The organism is Sphingobacterium wenxiniae, from assembly GCF_900116225.1.
Lineage (GTDB): Bacteria > Bacteroidota > Bacteroidia > Sphingobacteriales > Sphingobacteriaceae > Sphingobacterium > Sphingobacterium wenxiniae.
On sequence record NZ_FOZZ01000007.1, the window covers coordinates 196,111 to 214,977 of the forward strand.

General features: G+C 40.3%; 18 protein-coding genes. 3 read left to right on the top strand and 15 right to left on the bottom strand.

The window, feature by feature from the left end; all coding sequences use genetic code 11:
• The first annotated feature begins 4 nt into the window (after positions 1 to 4).
• On the top strand, positions 5 to 763 hold the full coding sequence (locus BM375_RS11040) for a class I SAM-dependent methyltransferase (protein WP_093366032.1): 759 nt from the start codon (positions 5 to 7) through the stop codon (positions 761 to 763).
• 78 nt (positions 764 to 841) lie between these two features.
• On the opposite strand, the gene metG is transcribed toward BM375_RS11040, so the two are convergent.
• Positions 842 to 2,911, bottom strand: a complete 2,070-nt coding sequence (metG, locus tag BM375_RS11045; RefSeq protein WP_093366034.1) for a methionine--tRNA ligase — start codon at positions 2,909 to 2,911, stop codon at positions 842 to 844.
• Between the two features lie 134 nt (positions 2,912 to 3,045).
• Between metG and BM375_RS11050 the strand changes: the two genes are divergently transcribed.
• The gene (locus tag BM375_RS11050) at positions 3,046 to 3,951 is read left to right on the top strand and encodes a S66 peptidase family protein (protein WP_093366036.1); all 906 of its coding nucleotides are present in this window, start codon (positions 3,046 to 3,048) and stop codon (positions 3,949 to 3,951) included.
• A gap of 239 nt (positions 3,952 to 4,190) precedes the next feature.
• A complete protein-coding gene (gene pckA, locus BM375_RS11055) occupies positions 4,191 to 5,792 on the top strand; it encodes a phosphoenolpyruvate carboxykinase (ATP) (protein ID WP_093366038.1) in 1,602 nt (533 codons plus the stop codon).
• 149 nt (positions 5,793 to 5,941) lie between these two features.
• Here the strand turns inward: pckA and BM375_RS11060 are convergent, their stop codons facing one another.
• The 14 genes from BM375_RS11060 to nrfD all read right to left on the bottom strand — a co-directional run bounded on the left by BM375_RS11060 (position 5,942) and on the right by nrfD (position 18,845).
• Complete coding sequence (locus BM375_RS11060; RefSeq protein ID WP_093366040.1) at positions 5,942 to 6,403, bottom strand: ABC transporter ATPase; 462 nt, start codon at positions 6,401 to 6,403, stop codon at positions 5,942 to 5,944.
• Between the two features lie 50 nt (positions 6,404 to 6,453).
• Positions 6,454 to 6,996, bottom strand: a complete 543-nt coding sequence (locus BM375_RS11065) for a DUF420 domain-containing protein (protein ID WP_212611669.1) — start codon at positions 6,994 to 6,996, stop codon at positions 6,454 to 6,456.
• Position 6,997: 1 nt separating this feature from the next.
• Complete coding sequence (locus tag BM375_RS11070) at positions 6,998 to 7,717, bottom strand: SCO family protein (protein ID WP_093366042.1); 720 nt, start codon at positions 7,715 to 7,717, stop codon at positions 6,998 to 7,000.
• 14 nt (positions 7,718 to 7,731) lie between these two features.
• Positions 7,732 to 8,112: a cytochrome C oxidase subunit IV family protein gene (locus BM375_RS11075; RefSeq protein WP_093366044.1), complete on the bottom strand. Its 381-nt coding sequence runs from the start codon at positions 8,110 to 8,112 to the stop codon at positions 7,732 to 7,734.
• A gap of 119 nt (positions 8,113 to 8,231) precedes the next feature.
• The gene (locus BM375_RS11080; protein WP_093366046.1) at positions 8,232 to 8,969 is read right to left on the bottom strand and encodes a cytochrome c oxidase subunit 3; all 738 of its coding nucleotides are present in this window, start codon (positions 8,967 to 8,969) and stop codon (positions 8,232 to 8,234) included.
• A 9-nt stretch (positions 8,970 to 8,978) separates the two neighbouring features.
• A complete protein-coding gene (locus BM375_RS11085; RefSeq protein WP_093366048.1) occupies positions 8,979 to 9,563 on the bottom strand; it encodes a cytochrome c oxidase subunit 3 in 585 nt (194 codons plus the stop codon).
• Between the two features lie 6 nt (positions 9,564 to 9,569).
• Entirely contained in the window at positions 9,570 to 10,475 is a 906-nt protein-coding gene (gene cyoE, locus BM375_RS11090; protein ID WP_093366050.1) for a heme o synthase, read from the bottom strand.
• Between the two features lie 71 nt (positions 10,476 to 10,546).
• On the bottom strand, positions 10,547 to 11,590 hold the full coding sequence (locus tag BM375_RS11095) for a COX15/CtaA family protein (protein WP_093366051.1): 1,044 nt from the start codon (positions 11,588 to 11,590) through the stop codon (positions 10,547 to 10,549).
• Between the two features lie 78 nt (positions 11,591 to 11,668).
• The gene (locus BM375_RS11100; RefSeq protein ID WP_170852644.1) at positions 11,669 to 13,543 is read right to left on the bottom strand and encodes a cytochrome c oxidase subunit I; all 1,875 of its coding nucleotides are present in this window, start codon (positions 13,541 to 13,543) and stop codon (positions 11,669 to 11,671) included.
• 26 nt (positions 13,544 to 13,569) lie between these two features.
• Complete coding sequence (locus tag BM375_RS11105) at positions 13,570 to 14,898, bottom strand: cytochrome c oxidase subunit II (RefSeq protein WP_093366055.1); 1,329 nt, start codon at positions 14,896 to 14,898, stop codon at positions 13,570 to 13,572.
• A gap of 42 nt (positions 14,899 to 14,940) precedes the next feature.
• Complete coding sequence (locus tag BM375_RS11110; RefSeq protein WP_093366056.1) at positions 14,941 to 16,176, bottom strand: quinol:cytochrome C oxidoreductase; 1,236 nt, start codon at positions 16,174 to 16,176, stop codon at positions 14,941 to 14,943.
• Between the two features lie 19 nt (positions 16,177 to 16,195).
• Positions 16,196 to 16,825, bottom strand: coding sequence for a c-type cytochrome (locus BM375_RS11115; protein WP_317614818.1), 630 nt, complete (start codon positions 16,823 to 16,825; stop codon positions 16,196 to 16,198).
• Positions 16,818 to 17,354 (bottom strand): DUF3341 domain-containing protein, encoded by a 537-nt coding sequence (locus BM375_RS11120; protein ID WP_093366059.1) that lies wholly within the window; start codon positions 17,352 to 17,354, stop codon positions 16,818 to 16,820. The genes BM375_RS11115 and BM375_RS11120 overlap by 8 nt, the downstream gene beginning before the upstream one ends.
• A gap of 6 nt (positions 17,355 to 17,360) precedes the next feature.
• Positions 17,361 to 18,845 (bottom strand): NrfD/PsrC family molybdoenzyme membrane anchor subunit, encoded by a 1,485-nt coding sequence (gene nrfD, locus BM375_RS11125; protein WP_093366061.1) that lies wholly within the window; start codon positions 18,843 to 18,845, stop codon positions 17,361 to 17,363.
• Positions 18,846 to 18,867 lie beyond the last annotated feature (22 nt).

Consider the following 18,867-nt stretch of genomic DNA (forward strand, 5'->3'; position numbering starts at 1 on the left):
CAATATGGACATTGTAAACTACAACCGAACCGCTTGGGACAATTATGTCGATAAAAATGACCGCTGGACCATACCGGTTACTGAACAGGATCTGGAAAATGCTAGAAAAGGAATATGGGACATTGTACTTACCCCTAAAAAGCCTGTGCCTCACCATTGGTTTCCTGCATTCAAAGATTTAAAACTATTAGGATTGGCTTCGGGAGGAGGACAACAAGGCCCCGTATTGGCTACCTTGGGTGCTGATGTCACTATTTTTGACAATTCACCAAAGCAATTGCAACAGGATAAAAACCTAAGCGATGAATACCAGCTGGGCATCAAAACCCTTCAAGGCGATATGCGGGATCTGTCGGTGTTTGCCGATGAATCCTTCGATCTTATTTTTAACCCCTGCTCCATCCTCTTTGTAGACGATATATTAACCGTATGGAGAGAATGTTTTAGGGTCTTAAAACCAAACGGTATTCTTATGACAGGTTTAATGAATCCTATGGGATTTCAAATTGATGAGGAAAATCTCAATCTCATTTACAAACAGCCCTACTCAGATCTGTATTCTTTACCGAAAGAAAAATTGGATGAACTTAAAAAGAATAAAGAAGCCTTATTATTTGGACATAGCCTAAGTGATCAAATCGGAGGACAATTAGCGGCAGGCTTCATGCTCACCGATATGTACGAAGATGACTGGGGAGGCGAAAGCAAAATGGATAACTATTTCCCTGCCTTTATTGCAACACGAGCCATAAAGAAAGTATAAAAGAAAAACGAGCAAAGACTTTCGGTCTTTGCTCGTTTTTCTTTTACCCCTGCTCTCCCCCTTTGGGGGTTGGAGGAATTACCGAACCGAACTTCCCGGTTTGATCGCTGTCGTAGGATTCACAAAATCCAGGCGCCCATCGGCATCTTCAGCCATCAAGATCATACCTTGGGACGTAATTCCTTTAATTTCACGAGGCTCAAGGTTTACCAGAATGGAAACCTGCTTACCGACGATATCTTCCGGACTGAAGAACTCAGCAATACCCGAAACAACCGTACGTTGATCTATACCTGTATCGATTTTCAACTTCAACAATTTCTTTGTTTTCGCTACTTTCTCAGCTTCCAGGATAGTACCGATACGGATATCCATCTTCATGAAATCATCGTAGCTGATATTCGCCTTTGCTGGCTCCGCTTTCGTATCGTTCATAGCATTCTGCACCTTAGCATCCGCTAATTTCTGTAACTGGAAGTCAATCTGTTCATCTGTGATTTTCTCAAAAAGCAATTGGGTCTCACCCAGAACATGACCTTCTGGAAGGATAGTCGCCTGCCCAGCTTTCTCCCACCCCTGCTTTTCCAGTTGTAACATGGCAAACAGTTTATCCGATGACTTTGGAAGAAAAGGCTGTGCCAATACCGCTAGGTTCGCTACAATCTGCGAAGCCACATATAGCACCGTTTTTACACGATTCTCGTCTGTTTTGATGACTTTCCAAGGCTCTTCATCCGCCAAGTATTTATTTCCTAAACGTGCAGCATTCATAAAATGACTCAACGCCTCACGGAAGCGATATTGCTCAATAGCCTGTGTTATCTGTGCAGGGTATTGTTTCAACTCCTCCAATACAGCATTATCCTGATCCGTTAAAGTTGAGCCCAACTCAACCTTACCGTCAAAATATTTATGGGATAAAACCATCACACGGTTCACAAAGTTACCCAAGATAGCCACCAATTCATTGTTGACACGCGCTTGAAAATCTTTCCAGGTAAATTCACTATCCGAAGTTTCCGGAAGAATCGACGTCAATACATAACGTAGTTCATCCTGCTTACCTGGGAATTCCTGCAAGTATTCATGTAACCATACCGCGTGATTTCTTGATGTCGATAATTTATCTCCTTCTAAATTCAGGAATTCATTAGCCGGAACATTCTGTGGTAAAATATATTCTCCATGCGCATGAAGAATAGCCGGGAATGTAATACAGTGGAAAACGATATTATCCTTACCGATAAAGTGGATTAAAGTAGACTCTTGCGATTCATCAGCTTGCTTTTTCCAATAGTCTTCCCAGTTCTTACCGTTATCGAGTGCCCACTGTTTCGTAGCTGAAATATACCCTATTGGTGCATCCAGCCACACGTACAATTTTTTACCCGCAGCTTCTTCCAAAGGCACATCCACACCCCAATCCAAATCGCGAGTCATGGAACGCGGTTGCAGACCGGACTTCAACCAAGAAGAACATTGACCAAAAACATTAGGTTTCAAGACACCTTTTTTCCCTTCAATCAACCATTTCTCCAACCATGGCTGATATTTATCCAACGGCAGGTACCAGTGTTTGGTTTCTTTCAAAACCGGAGTCTTACCACTCAATGTAGATTTCGGATTGATTAGATCCGTTGGGTTCAAGGAAGTACCACATTTCTCACATTGGTCACCATAAGCACCTTCGTTATGACAGTGTGGACATGTACCTACTATATAGCGATCCGCCAGAAACTGGTGAAACTCTTCGTCATAATATTGCTCCGAAAACTTCTCGATAAACTCTCCCTTTTCGTAAAGGTTCAGGAAAAACTCCTGCGAAAGCTCATGATGAATTTTCTCCGAAGTACGGTGGTAAATATTGAAAGAGATACCAAACTCTTCAAAGCTTTCCTTTATCTGCTTGTTATATTTGTCAATAATCTCTTGCGGCGTGATGCCTTCTTTCTTCGCACGGATAGTGATAGCTGCACCATGTTCATCTGATCCGCAGACATAAACGACATCTTTATGGTTCAAACGTAAAAAACGGACAAAAATATCACCTGGTATATAAGCTCCCGCTAAATGCCCGATATGCAAGGGGCCATTGGCATACGGCAATGCCGAAGTGATTGTGAATCGATTGTTGGATAAAATACTCAATGTATACTGACTTTTTTAATTGAAGATAAAGTGATAGTAGTGAAGATATCGTTCACTTCCATAACATTAGAATAAAAAAAAACTTGTTTCTTTCGCAAAGATAAAGCAATTTGCGGTTAAAAATAACGAGTAGCATGAAAATACCTCAATTTCTTACCACAGGTGATAAAGTAGCTATTGTATGCCCTGCAAGTTACATCAAAGGGAATATCGACAACGCCATCAGCATATTAACTGACTGGGGGTTGAAGGTGGAAGTCGGCGAGACGGTAACTTCACAATACCATCAGTTTGCTGGAACAGATGAGCTACGCACCCAAGATCTACAGAAAGCCTTAGATAATCCGGAAATCAAGGCTGTATTCGCTGCTCGTGGAGGATATGGCACCGTCCGTATCATCGATCAATTGGACTTCAATAACTTTACCCAAAACCCAAAATGGCTAGTCGGGTTTAGCGATATAACCGTCTTGCACAGCCACATACATTTCACTTTAGGCATACCAACCCTCCATGGACAAATGCCCAAATCTTTTGACGACAGTACCAAGGACGCTTTGATATCACTTAAAAAAGCCTTATTTGGGGAAAGCATGGACTACAGCTATAGCCAGCAAGAATACCCCAACCGACCGGGAGAAGGAACTGGTACTTTAATAGGTGGTAACTTAGCTTTATTACATAGTTTGATCAGTTCGGAATCTGATGGTTCATACGACAATAAGATACTTTTTATCGAAGATGTGGGCGAACAGCACTACAATATCGACCGCATGCTCTGGACTTTGAAAAGAGCAGGAAAACTAGCGAAGCTACAAGCGTTAATCGTAGGAGGCTTTACCGAACTTAAAGACAGCAATCCGCCTTTCGGCCAACGCTTCGAGGATATTATCTTCGACAAAGTGAAAGAATATGATTATCCAGTAGCATTCCATTATCCTGCTGGGCATATTGAGAACAACCATACATTGGTATTAGGGAAGAAAGTAAACCTTCTTGTGGAGGGAGAGCAGGTTACCTTAACATACAAAACTCCTTAAAGCAAGAAGAAATTAAAGCTAAACATCTCAATAACTGGCAATTTCGGACTTTATTGTTATTTCAAAATTATCAAATCTCACATAAGGACAACGAAAACAAAACCAACAAATATTCTGTTTTGTAAAAACATTCACAAAGATTAATCGTTTTTATTCAATTATTTACGAAAAATATCCTGAACAACATTTGTTTTAAATTTCTCCATACCTTAGTTGCGTAAACAAATTATGATACAACTATGGTAATCGGGCTATCAAATCCGATAAACAAGGCCAATCTCCACGAGATAGCCGCCAAAGTTTATTGGGACTTAGACGCAACCACATTAGTGCAGGAAACACTTAAACGTGGACAAGGAGTACTCAACGACCAGCAGGCACTTTGCATCACAACCGGTAAATTTACCGGTCGCTCTCCAAAAGACCGTTTTATTGTCAAAGACAACTTCTCTGAGAAAATAATTGATTGGGGGGATGTCAACATCCCCATCTCCGAAGAGGTATTTGAAGGACTGTATGAAAAGATGTTATACTTCCTTGCTGATAAGGAGGTTTGGGCACGTCATTGTTACGCAGGGGCAGACACAGCTTATCGTATTCCTGTTACAGTTATCAATACGACCCCTTGGGCAAACCTCTTCTGCCATCATCTTTTCTTAAGACCAAATGCTCCAGAATTAGAAAATTTCCCAACGGATGGATGGACCATTATACAGATTCCGGAATTCTTGGCCGATCCTACTGTTGACGGTACTCGTCAGGAAAATTTTGCCATCCTCAACTTTAGTAGAAGGACCATCTTAATCGGTGGTACAGCCTATACAGGTGAAATGAAAAAAGGTATTTTCTCCGTGTTGAACTGTATCCTTCCCTATCAGTATGATACACTCTCCATGCATTGCTCCGCAAATGAAGGAAAGAAAGGTGATACAGCTTTATTTTTTGGTCTAAGCGGCACAGGGAAAACCACGCTCTCAGCTGACCCTACACGTAACCTGATAGGCGATGACGAACACGGATGGGCACAAAATTCCATTTTCAATTTTGAAGGAGGATGCTACGCCAAATGCATTGATCTTAGTGCAGAAAAAGAGCCTGAAATCTATGCCGCAATAAAAGAAACAACCTTGTTAGAAAACGTTACTTTTTATGAGAATACAAACACGGTAGATTTCAGTAATGCCCGCATTACCGAGAACACACGTGCTGCCTATCCTATATATCATATTCCAAACGCGAAGGAAATTTCCGTAGGAAGTATTCCGCGCAATATATTTTTCTTAACCTGTGATGCTTTCGGTGTTTTGCCCCCTATTTCTAAATTGACAAAAGCGCAAGCCATGTATCACTTTCTATCGGGGTACACAGCAAAAGTAGCCGGCACTGAGGTTGGAATTGTCGAACCACAGACTACATTTTCGGCTTGCTTTGGACGTGTATTTCTACCATTACACCCAACCAAATATGCAGAGCTATTAGGCAAAAAACTTGAACAGCATCCAGATGTCAATGTGTGGTTGATCAACACAGGTTGGACAGGAGGAGCCTATGGTGAGGGGAAACGAATCAGCTTAAAATATACACGAGCCATGGTTCAAGCTGCTTTAGAAGGAAAACTGGATAACGTAAATTTTGAAGCCCATCAGAACTTCGGTGTTTGGATACCACAGTATTGTCCGAATGTACCAGATGAACTATTGAACCCTAAAGATACCTGGGACGATAAAGGAGCTTATAATCGACAAGCCAATACCCTAGCCACACTGTTCAATAATAACTTCAACCAATATAAGGAACATGCTAATGAGGAAATCCTACTGGCAGCACCCAAGATGATATAAAAGAAGGTGTCCGAAAAGTCCGCCGTCATCGTCATTGCGAGGAACGAAGCAATCTGATGACGGTAAAAACGCAGATTGCTTCGTCATTTTTCCTCGCAATGACGCGTTTTTTTAATGATTACAACCTTTTCGGGCACCCCCTTCTTTTATTATAGAAATACTTTCGCATGCCAACTGTCCCGAAGAGGAACTTCCCACTTCGTGTCCAATTCCGATGTCTCGGTTAGCATATTGTTGTATACAATACTGTCTTCGTTAACCTCCCCTGCTTGAATCAGTCTTTCAAAATCATCCCTTGACACAATATTTATGGTGTTGGTATTTTGGGCTCTGTATGCAATCTGTAAACGGTCAAAAAGATTGATCTGTAATTCCTTTTCAATTTTCTTCAACAGATGCACAGACTTATCAATTGAACAGCCGGTAACCATAGCTTTCGACTCGTCTACCTTAAGGAAAATAAACAAGTTATAACGAATTTCAAACGATCCGTAAAGCTGATTTCCATGTGCAGTCCACTGCTGTACGAATTCCTGCAAAATCTCACGAACACGTACGCATTCTGCATCTGTCAATAAACGATTACTCTGGTATATCCAAACTCTCTCCATCTTGCAAAGTTAAAAAGGAAATCTCAATACACAATACGTTCTACTCAACACTAACTACCGTAATAAGGCGAAATCATCAAATACACAACCACGCCCGTAACAGCAACATACAGCCACATCGGGTAAGTAATACGTGCCAGTTTTTTATGACGTTCATATGCCCCAGCAATCCCTCGCACAAAAGTGAATAGCACAAATGGAATGATAACGATGGATAGCACGATATGTGTAATCAAAATAAAAAAGTACACCGGTCTAATCCATCCCTCACCACCATAAGGTGTAGAGTCCGACGTCATGTGATAAGCTACATACATGACCAAGAACGCTACCGAGCAAGCCATACAGACTTTTATCAATCGCTCATGCAATTTCGCATTGCCTCTTTTTACCGCAGATATAGCTGCAACCAACAGTATTGCCGTAACGCCGTTTATACTTGCATATATCGGTGGAAGAAACGTCAGGGGCTGCACGTCAAATCCCATTTTCCGTAAGTTCACACCGAAAAGAATAGCAACCGCCAAAGGGATTACAATGGATAAAACAATGATCCAGTTCTTATACTTCTTTTCTGCTTCCGTCATTCCCATATTATTGTTTCTCTATTTTTAAAGGTCTATTTCTGACCTCTTCTACCATTAATAATTTAATTTCATCTTCCAATCGATCTACTTCTCCTTTAAGACTCACATCATAAAAACCACGCAATCGCTTTTTGGAATCCAGTAACACCAGCTGATTACCTATAATATAAGAAGTGGAGTCAGCGGGGTTCACCATAGCGTCAATCAGCAATTCCTCTCGCGCATATGCAAAAATATCTGTAGAAGCTCCATACACAACTTCCCAGTTAGTAGATGCAATATGCTTATAAGGTTTCAAGAAAGCTTGTAAAGTTTGCTCCGATTCCTGTGGATCCACCGAAATAGAAAACAAGCGCACATGTTCATTTGCTTTAAAGCGATCAGCAAGCGCACCCATATGGTCCAGCATAAGACGAGAAAAGGCCTGGTCTTTTGTATAGAACAAATGCGCCACACTGATTACTGTATCCGATTTCAAAAACGAACATATTTCACCATTATAATTATAGAAATCAACCGCATTTAACGTATGAAAAATAGTATCCGGATACTCTCTCCCCCAATTCCTTTTCATTTCGCCACTGAGTTTCTTCTCACCGTATACAGGTAAAGAAATGTACTCATTGGAACCAAACTTATTAACCGCTATATATAAAAATCCTGGCAGCAGTAGAACCATTGCCAGGATAATTATTTTCGCTCTACTTCGTTGAGAAGTGTTACGCATATGTTTCTCCTATTCTAATTGTTTGGGAAAAGTGGATGGGATTGGAATGCTCCTAACAGGAAATTACCCTCCACCAATATCAACCAAATAGCGTACACAATTAACACAAAGCCAACACTGCATACAATGATAAAGCCTGGTTTCTCAAACTTCAAGTGCATGAAGTAAGCCACAATATAATATGCTTTAACAAGGGTTAATGCAATATAAATAATATTTAGAAACACACCCTTTTGTATAATTCCCCAATGGTGTACAAAGCCCAAGGCAATCAAGAATTCCAAGGCTGTTAAGGCCAATAGAATAAAGAATACTTTCCAGATACCTTTTTTATCCATACCACCATGCTCTCCATGATGGTCGTGCGCTGCTATATTTTCGTTATGATTTGACATTTTATTTAAGTATTGTGTATTGTGTATTGCGTATTGAGATCTTTATGCTTTCAAATACAATAACACAATATCTGTTTTTATATTAAACTTTAAACGATTAAACCTTAAACAATTAAACACTAAATAAGGTAGAAGAAAGTAAATACGAAGACCCAAACTAAGTCTACAAAGTGCCAGTATAAACCTACTTTTTCAATCATTAGATAAGTACCTCTGCGCTCAAACGTATTGTTCAAAGTCATGCAAAGCACAATAATGTTCAACAGGATACCAATCGATACGTGGAATCCGTGGAAACCAGTAATGGTAAAGAATAAGTTAGAAAACTGTAATGCAGCGGTATAGGAAATATCCTTCGTAAAATATGGTGCCAACGCCTCTACTATGGCTTCTCCTTCTAAACCTGTAGCAGGGTTGCGTCCAAACCAAAATCCTTGATGATGTAAGTGTGTCCATTCAATAGCCTGACAGCCAACGAAAGCCAAACCACCTAAAATCGTCCACAACATCCATTTTACAACCTCATTTTTTTGATTTCTATGACCAGCATCTACCGCCAATACCATCGTTACAGAAGACATAATGAGGATAAAGGTCATGATACCCACGAACACCAAAGGCTGTCCAGACTCTGCAATTCCTGGGATAGATTGGAAAATCTTGTCCGCATCGATCCAAGTCGGCTGAGCAAATTTCTGCGCTCCGTAGTAAATCAAGAATGCAGAAAATGTAAATGCATCCGATACCAAGAAAAACCACATCATGATTTTTCCATACTCTAAATTCCAAGGCGACTTACCACCACTCCAAGGGCCGTCTTTAACCTTATCCAATTGCGATACAGTTGTTGTACTCATTTTTTACTATTATTGATTCAAAAGTAAGAAAACATAAATATAAATCCATAGAACATCGAGAAAATGCCAAAAAATAGTGGCCAAATTCATTCGAAATTTATTGTCAGGGAAAGGGATAGGCTTCGCCGCCCCAATATAGCACCTGACCAATACAATAAGTCCTGCAATAATATGCGCTAAGTGCATACCCGTGAAGACAAATAAGAACGATTGTGAAGCATTGTTATTTACAAAATAGATGCCCCGGTCCGTAAACACAGACCACGAATGCAACTGCAAAGCAAAGAAAGCAATACCCAATATAATCGTGAACAATAACAACACCCGTTGCTTTTTCAATTGCTCCAACTTAGCCGCCTGATACGCCAAATGCAACGTCAAGCTACTCAATACAATAACAATTGTACTGTATATAAACGTATTGGGCAATAATGTCTTGATACCTTTATCCACCCCACTTGCCGTATATACAATAAAACCACTCGACAGGGCTGCAAACATCATAAACATACCAATCATGCCTAACACTAAGTTAAACTTCTTGGCCTTGCGTGATTGTACAAGCTCCTCTGTCATATATTCCGTATCCACCATTTTATCTTAAAAAGGAATAAAATCAAATAATAATATCAATTGCGTCAATGGTAAATACAGAAAGGAGGTGAACATGACCTTCTTAGCCGATGCATCTGACATCTCTTTCACATGTTTATAACCATAATAAGCAAATAGCAATCCTCCTAATACCGAGACAATGGTAAAAAACCAGCCTCCGAATCCAAAGTATAAAGGCAAAAACCCTACAGGAATCATCAATACCGATGAAATGAAAATAAACCATGCGGATACTTTATCCTTTTCCTTGGTCGGTAACAAACGAAAACCTGCGTTTTTATAATCTTCATCAGCCACCCAAGCTATCGCCCAAAAATGAGGAAACTGCCAGAAAAACTGGATAATAAACAACACAAAAGGTGTTATAACTACAGCCGCTTCACTCACCTCAGCATAATCTACACCAAAACCAAGTGGCTTAAAAGCTGCAAAATAACCAATCAATGGCGGTAATGCCCCAGGAACAGCGCCAACCCATACTGCTATAGGTGATTTTTGCTTCAATGGTGTATACACAAACGCATACAAGATAATAGAGAATACAGATAGCAAGCCCGTCAAAAAGTTTAAGCGAACCAACAGAGAAGTTCCTAGTATCCCCATAAAAACACTCAATACCAGAGCTTGTCCCGTAGTCATACGGCCTGAAGGCAGTGGGCGATCAGCCGTACGCTTCATCAACTTATCCAAATCGCGTTCGATAATCTCATTAAAGCCATTAGCCGAACCTGTAACAAAGAAACCACCAATCGTCAAAATCAACCAATTGACCCAAATAATGTCTCCCTGTTGCTTAGCACCTATAAGAAAAGCTATTGAAGCTGAGAAAACAACCGTTAAGGTTAATCTAAGCTTGACTAGTTTGTTGAAATCGGATATAAACGCTCTCATGAATAATCTCTATCTCCTGTTAATTTGAAAATTGATGTAATGAACGGCAAATTTCCACATCTTTTCGCAAACTAACGTTTTAATTTTGTCATTAATAGCATCAGGTAATACTGCGCTCCAAACAACAAACTCGCTACCACCAAATGGGTCGTTTGCGCAAAGGCTGGTACATCAAAACGTGCCAAAATAATTCCCGACAACATCTGAACACCGACCAGACCAAGTGCTATCCAAGCATATTTGCTTTGCAATGTCAATGAACTAAATCTATTCTTTATCAGGAAAAACAGCAAAACCGTTAATCCCAAAGTAATATAAGCCAGAATACGGTGGATGAGGTAAGCTCCCCCTAACCGATCGACCCATTCCTGTCTTGCCACTCCTTCATCCCCTAGATGGTCAATCATCTCACGCACCTCTGTACCATAAACAACCTGCACAGTCATCAGTAGTAAAGAAACTAAAGCTAAAGCTTTCAGGACTCTAAATTGATGGTTGATCAAGATTGCCTTATTACGTAGTGTAGTTGCCAAATAGAAGGTATAAATACTGATAGCCACAATAATCAAAGCTAAAAGCATATGCACCGTTATAATCCAAGGCATCAGATTGGTAGAAACCACAATAGATCCTAACCAAGCCTGAATGACTACAACAAAAACATTAAGAACGCTCCATCCAAAAATAGATGGTTTTGACTTGATGTAAGTGAGTGAAAAGAATGCTGAAAAAAGAAGACAAAAGCCCGTTAATACACCGACCAATCGGTTAATATATTCTGTCCAGGTCTTCGCAGCATTAAACTCTTCATGTTGCAAGATAGATTCATCATGACGGATTTTATCGGCCATTTCAGAATAACCAAAGGCTTCCACCATCTTGGCAAAACGTTGATTCTTTTTCGCCCGTCCTTCTATATAATGCTCCTCATATCCTTCAGGAAGCTGAGAAATATCTGTAGGGGGAATAATGCGATTAAAGCATTTTGGCCAATCTGGACACCCCATACCTGATCCTGTGCTCCTAACAATTCCGCCTGCGGTTATTACCAAAAACAAGACAATAATTGTTAGTCTATTTGACTTTATAAATCGTTTTTCTGCACGAGGATACATCTATGCGCTCCCTTAACCCTTACTTACATCTAAAATATAAAGAGAGAGGTAGGTATAACACCTACCTTTCCATTATTCTTACTCTACAATTTCTCTATTATTTTGTTTATTCCACTCATTCTGAATGCGAATAGCTTCCTCATTGCCTTCGAAATCATGAGGTAAGTTAGAACTCATTGTTTCAGAGAAAGGCGTAGTCTGTGGAATAAAATCATCATCATGCCCTGGTTTACTGTAGTCATAAGGCCAACGGTAAACAGTAGGAATCTCTCCTGGCCAGTTCCCATGAATATGCTCCACAGGAGTTGTCCACTCCAAGGTATTCGATTTCCAAGGGTTTTGTGTTGCTTTCTTCCCTTTCCATATCGAGCTGAAGAAGTTCCAAAGGAAAGCAACCTGCGCCAAGCCTGCAATGATAGCAGCCCAAGTAACCAATAGGTTAACAGATACCCATTTTTCCATGAAGGCAAACTCAGTGAAGGCATAATAACGACGAGGAACTCCATCAATACCCATGAAGTGCATTGGGAAGAATACCAAGTAAGCACCAATAAATGTCAACCAGAAATGTAGATATCCCAATTTGGTATCCATCATACGTCCAAACATTTTCGGATACCAGTGGTATACACCTGCAAGCATTCCAAAAATAGAAGCCGATCCCATTACCAAGTGGAAGTGGGCAACAACAAAGTACGTATCATGCAAGTTAATATCCAAAGCAGCGTTTCCTAAGTGCAAACCAGTCACACCACCAGACACGAAGAAAGACACCATACCAATTGCGAACATCATTGCCGGTGTAAAGCGGATGTTACCGCGCCATAACGTTGCAATATAGTTAAATGCTTTTACAGCCGATGGAACCGCGATAATCAACGTTGTAATCATGAATACCCCTCCTAAGAAAGGATTCATACCCGTTACGAACATGTGGTGACCCCAAACGATGAAAGAAAGTACTGTGATACCTACTAAAGAATAAACCATCGCATGATAACCAAAAATTGGTTTACGTGAGTTCGTTGAAATAATTTCCGAAGTAAGACCCAAAGCAGGCATGACAACGATGTATACCTCTGGGTGACCTAAGAACCAGAACAAGTGTTGGAACAAGATCGGCGATCCACCCTCATTAGGAAGAATCTCCCCTCCAACTACTAAATCCGATAAATAGAAAGACGTACCAACAGAACGGTCAAAGAATAATAAGACTACCGCTGAAACCAATACTGGGAAAGATAACAAACCTACAATTGCTGTTAAGAAAAATGCCCAAATTGTTAATGGCATTTTCCAAAGATCCATCCCTTTCGTACGCATGTTCAAAATTGTACTGATATAGTTAACACCACCCAATACCTGCGATACGATGAACAAAAACATACTTACTAACCACATTGTCATACCCAAACCAGAACCTGGTATTGCTGTAGGAACAGCCGACAGTGGAGGATATATTGTCCAACCGGCAGAGGCAGGCCCACTTTCAACAAAGAAAGATGCTACCATAATAACACATGCGATAAAGAAGAACCAATAGGATAGCATGTTCATCAATGGCGATGCCATATCACGAGCCCCTAATTGATAAGGGATCAATAAGTTACTAAATGTACCTGATAGACCCGCTGTTAACACGAAGAATACCATCATCGTACCGTGGATGGTAACCAAAGAAAGGAAGAAATCTGGCTTGATACGACCACCTTCGGCCCATTTTCCTAAGAAAACCTCCAAAATAGGGAACTCCTTATCCGGCCAAGCTAATTGGATACGGAATAAGATAGAAAGCACCATAGCGAAGACTGCCATCACAATACCTGTGATCAAAAATTGCTTAGCAATCATCTTATGGTCTTGACTAAATACATATTTAGTTAAGAAAGTCTCATGATGATGATCATGGGAATCATGATGTGCCGCGCCGTGCGATATAACTGTACTTGACATATGCGTTTAATATATACTTATCTCAATTAATTTAATGAAGCTGTAGAAAGGTCTTGGCTTTCCTTGTTGTCAGAAAGCTGAAACTCCTTTTGAACAGCATCGTTAAAATATTTGTTTTGTTTGCTCAACCATTCTTTATATTCTGCCTCTGTAACAACTACAACTTTTTTCTGCATATTGTAATGGGCAGAACCACAAATCTTATTACACAACATCACGTAATCATACGTAGGATCATTTAGCTGATCACGCATTTCCTCTGTAGTCAATGTCGGTGTAAATTGGAAATAGTTGGTCATTCCCGGTACAGCATTAATCTGCACTCGGAAATCCGGAATATAGAATGAGTGAATAATATCTTTTGAAATGATATGGAAACGCACTGATCTGTTAACAGGAATTACGATATCCGCTCCATCGACATCATCCCAAGCAGATTTGTCATTGAAGTCGATCCCGTAAGGATTAGTTCCTGTTGTCAATTTATAATTACGCTTACCAAATTCGCCATCAGCACCAGGATAACGCACTCTCCACATAAACTGCTCACCTAATACCTCGATTTGAAGTGCTGATTTCTGCAATTCTTCTGGAATATTGGTAATCTTACGCCATGTGAAGAAACCAAACAAAACTAAGATTGTCAATACCACAGCCGGAACGATAGTCCAAAGACGTTCGATAGCATCATTGTGCGGATAGTAATAAGCCTTTCTGTTAAGGCGCATTCTGTAGATGTATGAAAAGCTAAGCAACAAAATATGTACAACAACCAATACAAAAGTGATAATCACTGTTGTAACGATAAACATCGTATCAATATCCTTACCATGCTCTGTTGCTGCAGGCTTCCAAGCCCAAGCTCCCCAAACACTATAGCCATAGTAAATGAAAGCTAAAAACAAGACTAAGAAGACAATAAACAAAGTAGCCTGTATATTATTATTGGCCAACGGGTTGTATTGTCCGTTCATCTTACGGGTCAATTCATAAATAGAAATAACCTTTAAAACCACTGCAACAATCGTACATACCACTAAGAACAATAACACGTAGTATGTGAAGTTCTTATAAACTTGCGGATCGATCGTTGTTTCTTCTTCAGCTGCAGCTGAAACCGAAGAAGTTGATGAACTTGTAGATACCGTTGCTGTTTCAGCAGCAGCATCTTCCGTAGCAGTCGTATCAGCCACAGCGGCTTCAACACCGGCTGGCTCAGTAGATGGGGCTTCCGCTGTGGTCTCCGCCACCACTGAATCCTGTTGCGTTGCGATACTTGGCGTAGCGAATAATAACCCTACTATAAGTAAGCATCCAAACAAGGATTTGAATCTGTTATTAATTTTGAATCTCATTTCTTATTATAACGTTTAAACGTATTCTCGTTTGATATAGAATTAAATTTGATGATGTAAGCTTTCGTCCATAAATGGATGGTGCTTCGGTGCTAACGCATGTTTGCTCAACTTGTTCAATACCAAGAAAGAGAACAAACCCACAAAACCGATAGCCGTACCAATCTCAATGAATCCAAATCCACGGTGAGTCTCCACTGTTCCCGGCATAATCATGATATAATAATCTAACCAATGACCACACAATAACAAGATGGCAACGAACAACATCATTCCTTGTTTACGCTTAGCATCACGATCTACCAATAGCAACAATGGCGCTAAGAAATTGATTAAAATATTTAACCAGAACCAAGGCTTGTACTCAGGCTCCCATCTCTTGTAGAAATATACAGTTTCCTCTGGAATATTCGAATACCAGATCAACATAAATTGTGCAAACCAAACATACGTCCAGAAGATAGAGAAACCGAACAACAATTTACCCAAATCGTGCAAATGATTTTCGTTTACCCATTTCATATAACCAGCTTTCTTAACTAGAATTAAGATGATGATAATAGCAGCAATACCGCTAACCCACATCGCTGCAAAGTTATACCAACCGAACATTGTCGAGAACCAGTGCGCTTCCAATGACATCACAGTATCAAAAGACCAGATTGGCGTAGTGAAACCAAAAATTACCAAGAAAATCGCCGATAATTTAAAGCTCTTTTTATAAGAGTTTAATCCACCTTCCAAATCCTCTTTGTAAGAAAGTTTAGCCAAAATAAAAGCAAAGATACTATAAGATCCCATGAACAGAATCTGGCGGATCAAGAATCCCGGTACATTCAAAAACGCAGATTTACCTGCAACCAAAGCATCATAATGAGGACTGTCCGGGTCGGTCAATCCATCTGCATGCCAGTGGTGATAAAGATTATGTGTGTATAAACCTACGCCGACAATAACCAATAACAAAAGAGAAGCTATCGGTAGTACGCTCGCCATGGCTTGCGGAATACGAATCAAACCAGCAGACCAACCTGACTGTGTAACAAATTGCAATGCTAAGAAGAAAGCACCTGCAGCACATACACATGTGAAATAATAACCCATCAATAATAGGTTAGCGTATGTACGTTCAACCATGATATGGTCACTTGACATTAGGCCTATAACAATAGCTATAACACCTACAGCAATCCCAACTATACTGAGTATCTTAGCGATACCAGCAAATTGAAATCTTTCGCTGAAATTATAATCGTGATGATGATTGTGAGTTCCCATTTACTATATTGATGTTAGATTATTTTTTTTGTAATTCTTGAACATACATAACAACTTGCCAACGTTCTTCCGGAGATAATTGCGAAGCATGCGATCCCATAGCGTTATATCCGTAGAAAATCGTATGATAAATCTTACCTGCTCCAAGCTCACTCATCTGACCACCTCTTGACGAAGGGTTACCATCCGATTTCTGATAAGATGGCGGCGGAGGGAAATTCTCTAAAGCACGTTTTCCACGAGAATCCTCAACAGAACGGTCTTTCGTTATAGGCCCGTCTCCTTTTCCATCTTTACCGTGGCATACTGCACAGTATGTTTGGAACAAAGCTTCACCTTTTGCCAAGTTCTCCTTGGTAGCTTCCAAAGGATTTGTCAATTCTCTTCCCGCACGCTCATAATCCTCTACCGTATTGGCAAATTCAAAACGTTCAAATCCTATCGGTGTCGTACCAGCTGGAGGAAGCTGAGCCGTCATGTTATTTTTAAAATTATTGTTGGGTTGATCCGGATTGTAAGCAAGCGGATCGTACATATTCCTGGAGAATTCCCAGCCTGTACTACGGGTTTTTCCATCTCCACAGCTGGAAACTACTGCCGCTAACGCGAAAGCAGCACATACAGATCCAAGAAAATTCTTCTTATTCATAGCTAACATATTTTCTTTCATTGTATTTAACTTCTACCGCGCCAGCTTCCTTCAATAGAGAGTCGATCAAAGCGTGGTCCGTATTCTCTTGAGCATCGATAGCGATAACAAAACGGTCGTCTGAAGCTCTTAAATCCATTACGCGAGGTGCACGTCCAGGAAACAAGTGGTTACGTAAAAAGAAAGTAGCCACCATACCCAATGCACAAAGCAAGATTGTAACCTCAAATGTAACCGGTACAAAATTTGGCAATGGCAAAGATGGTTTACCACCAATGTTCATTGGCCAATCATGTGCCATGGTATAATACAACAAGCTAAATCCTAAAACTGTACCTAAAGCGCCAAAACAAAAAGCTGCAATTGGTAAACGTGATGGCTTAACACCTAATTTCGCCTCAATTCCGTGAATAGGCATAGGTGTGAAACAATCATATATGCTGATATTGTTTGCTTGCAATTTGTCGATCCCATGCATCATATCATCTGGATCGGCAAAGCTACCTAATATATATTTTGTGTTGCTCATTGCTTATTATTTTCTAACGTCTAATGCCTTAATATCTTCTTCCGTTACAGAGTCATATTTACCCAAAGTATTTTTGAAGAATTCCACTTGTTCGTCAGGGAATGCTCCTTCTTGAGCCAATTTCGTTTTCTGTTGTAAACTTGCAGATTTCAATAATAACTTAACCTCAGCAATTGCAATACCTGGCAAGAAGCGCAAGAACAACAAGAACAAGGTAAAGAATAAACCGATGGATCCTACAAAGATACCTACATCAACCCAGGTTGGATAGAACATTGCCCATGAAGAAGGTAAGTAATCACGGTGCAATGAAGTCACGATAATTACAAAACGCTCAAACCACATACCGATGTTCACAACTATAGATAATACCCATGAGATCGGAATACTTGTACGAATCTTTTTGAACCAGAATAATTGTGGAGAAATCACGTTACAAGTCATCATCGCCCAGTAAGCCCAGGCATAAGGACCAGCCACACGGTTAGCAAAAGCATACATCTCGTACTCTGAACCTGAATACCATGCGATAAACAACTCTGTCAAATAGGCGATACCTACGATAGAACCTGTAGTCATGATGATTTTGTTCATAGACTCGATATGGAACATCGTAATGTAGTGCTCAAAGTTCATAACCTTACGTAGAATTAAAAGTAAGGTTTGTACCATCGCAAAACCAGAGAAGATCGCTCCAGCAACGAAGTATGGAGGGAAAATCGTGGTGTGCCATCCCGGGATAACCGAGGTAGCAAAGTCCATGGATACAATTGTGTGTACGGAAAGTACCAACGGTGTAGAGATACCTGCCAAAATCAAGGATACAATCTCAAAACGTTGCCATGTCTTCACCGAACCATTCCATCCGAAGGACAAGATTTTATATACTTTTTGTTTAACACCTGTAGCACGGTCACGTACAGAAGCGATATCCGGCAACAAACCACAGTACCAGAATACCAAGGATACGGTAAAGTAAGTAGAGATCGCGAATGCATCCCATACCAATGGAGAGTTGAAGTTAACCCAAAGTGACCCAAATTGATTTGGTAAAGGGAAAATCCAGTAAGCTAACCAAGGACGTCCCATGTGGGCAACAACATATGTCGCGGCACAGATAACGGCGAAAATCGTCATCGCCTCTGCCGAACGGTTAATGGAGTTACGCCAGTTCTGGCGGAAAAGTAATAATACGGCTGAAATCAACGTTCCGGCGTGACCGATACCTACCCACCATACGAAGTCGGTGATATCCCATGCCCAACCTACTGTTTTATTCAGACCCCAAGCACCGATACCTGTCCAAAAGGTATAACCGACACTCACAACCCATAACATAGCTCCCAAAGCGGCTACAATAAAGCCGATCCACCAAGCTTTGTTCGGTTTATTTTCAACCGGTAGTAAGATATCATCCGTAATTTTTGCATACGTAATGTCCTTACCGGTCATTAATGGTTCTCTTAATATTGATTCGTTATGCGATGACATATTTTTTTTATTTCAGAATTAG

Excerpts from the sequence above, each read along its gene's own strand:
- BM375_RS11065 (WP_212611669.1), bottom strand. The coding sequence starts at position 6,996 with ATGGGAATGACGGAAGCAGAAAAGAAGTATAAGAACTGGATCATTGTT.
- BM375_RS11085 (WP_093366048.1), bottom strand. The coding sequence starts at position 9,563 with ATGGTGGATACGGAATATATGACAGAGGAGCTTGTACAATCACGCAAG.
- BM375_RS11110 (WP_093366056.1), bottom strand. The coding sequence starts at position 16,176 with ATGGGAACTCACAATCATCATCACGATTATAATTTCAGCGAAAGATTT.
- cyoE (WP_093366050.1), bottom strand. The coding sequence starts at position 10,475 with ATGAGAGCGTTTATATCCGATTTCAACAAACTAGTCAAGCTTAGATTA.
- BM375_RS11105 (WP_093366055.1), bottom strand. The coding sequence starts at position 14,898 with ATGAGATTCAAAATTAATAACAGATTCAAATCCTTGTTTGGATGCTTA.
- BM375_RS11120 (WP_093366059.1), bottom strand. The coding sequence starts at position 17,354 with ATGAGCAACACAAAATATATATTAGGTAGCTTTGCCGATCCAGATGAT.
- BM375_RS11080 (WP_093366046.1), bottom strand. The coding sequence starts at position 8,969 with ATGAGTACAACAACTGTATCGCAATTGGATAAGGTTAAAGACGGCCCT.
- BM375_RS11115 (WP_317614818.1), bottom strand. The coding sequence starts at position 16,825 with ATGAATAAGAAGAATTTTCTTGGATCTGTATGTGCTGCTTTCGCGTTA.
- BM375_RS11100 (WP_170852644.1), bottom strand. The coding sequence starts at position 13,543 with ATGTCAAGTACAGTTATATCGCACGGCGCGGCACATCATGATTCCCAT.
- nrfD (WP_093366061.1), bottom strand. The coding sequence starts at position 18,845 with ATGTCATCGCATAACGAATCAATATTAAGAGAACCATTAATGACCGGT.
- BM375_RS11095 (WP_093366051.1), bottom strand. The coding sequence starts at position 11,590 with ATGTATCCTCGTGCAGAAAAACGATTTATAAAGTCAAATAGACTAACA.
- BM375_RS11060 (WP_093366040.1), bottom strand. The coding sequence starts at position 6,403 with ATGGAGAGAGTTTGGATATACCAGAGTAATCGTTTATTGACAGATGCA.
- BM375_RS11070 (WP_093366042.1), bottom strand. The coding sequence starts at position 7,717 with ATGCGTAACACTTCTCAACGAAGTAGAGCGAAAATAATTATCCTGGCA.
- BM375_RS11075 (WP_093366044.1), bottom strand. The coding sequence starts at position 8,112 with ATGTCAAATCATAACGAAAATATAGCAGCGCACGACCATCATGGAGAG.
- pckA (WP_093366038.1), top strand. The coding sequence starts at position 4,191 with ATGGTAATCGGGCTATCAAATCCGATAAACAAGGCCAATCTCCACGAG.
- BM375_RS11040 (WP_093366032.1), top strand. The coding sequence starts at position 5 with ATGGACATTGTAAACTACAACCGAACCGCTTGGGACAATTATGTCGAT.
- BM375_RS11050 (WP_093366036.1), top strand. The coding sequence starts at position 3,046 with ATGAAAATACCTCAATTTCTTACCACAGGTGATAAAGTAGCTATTGTA.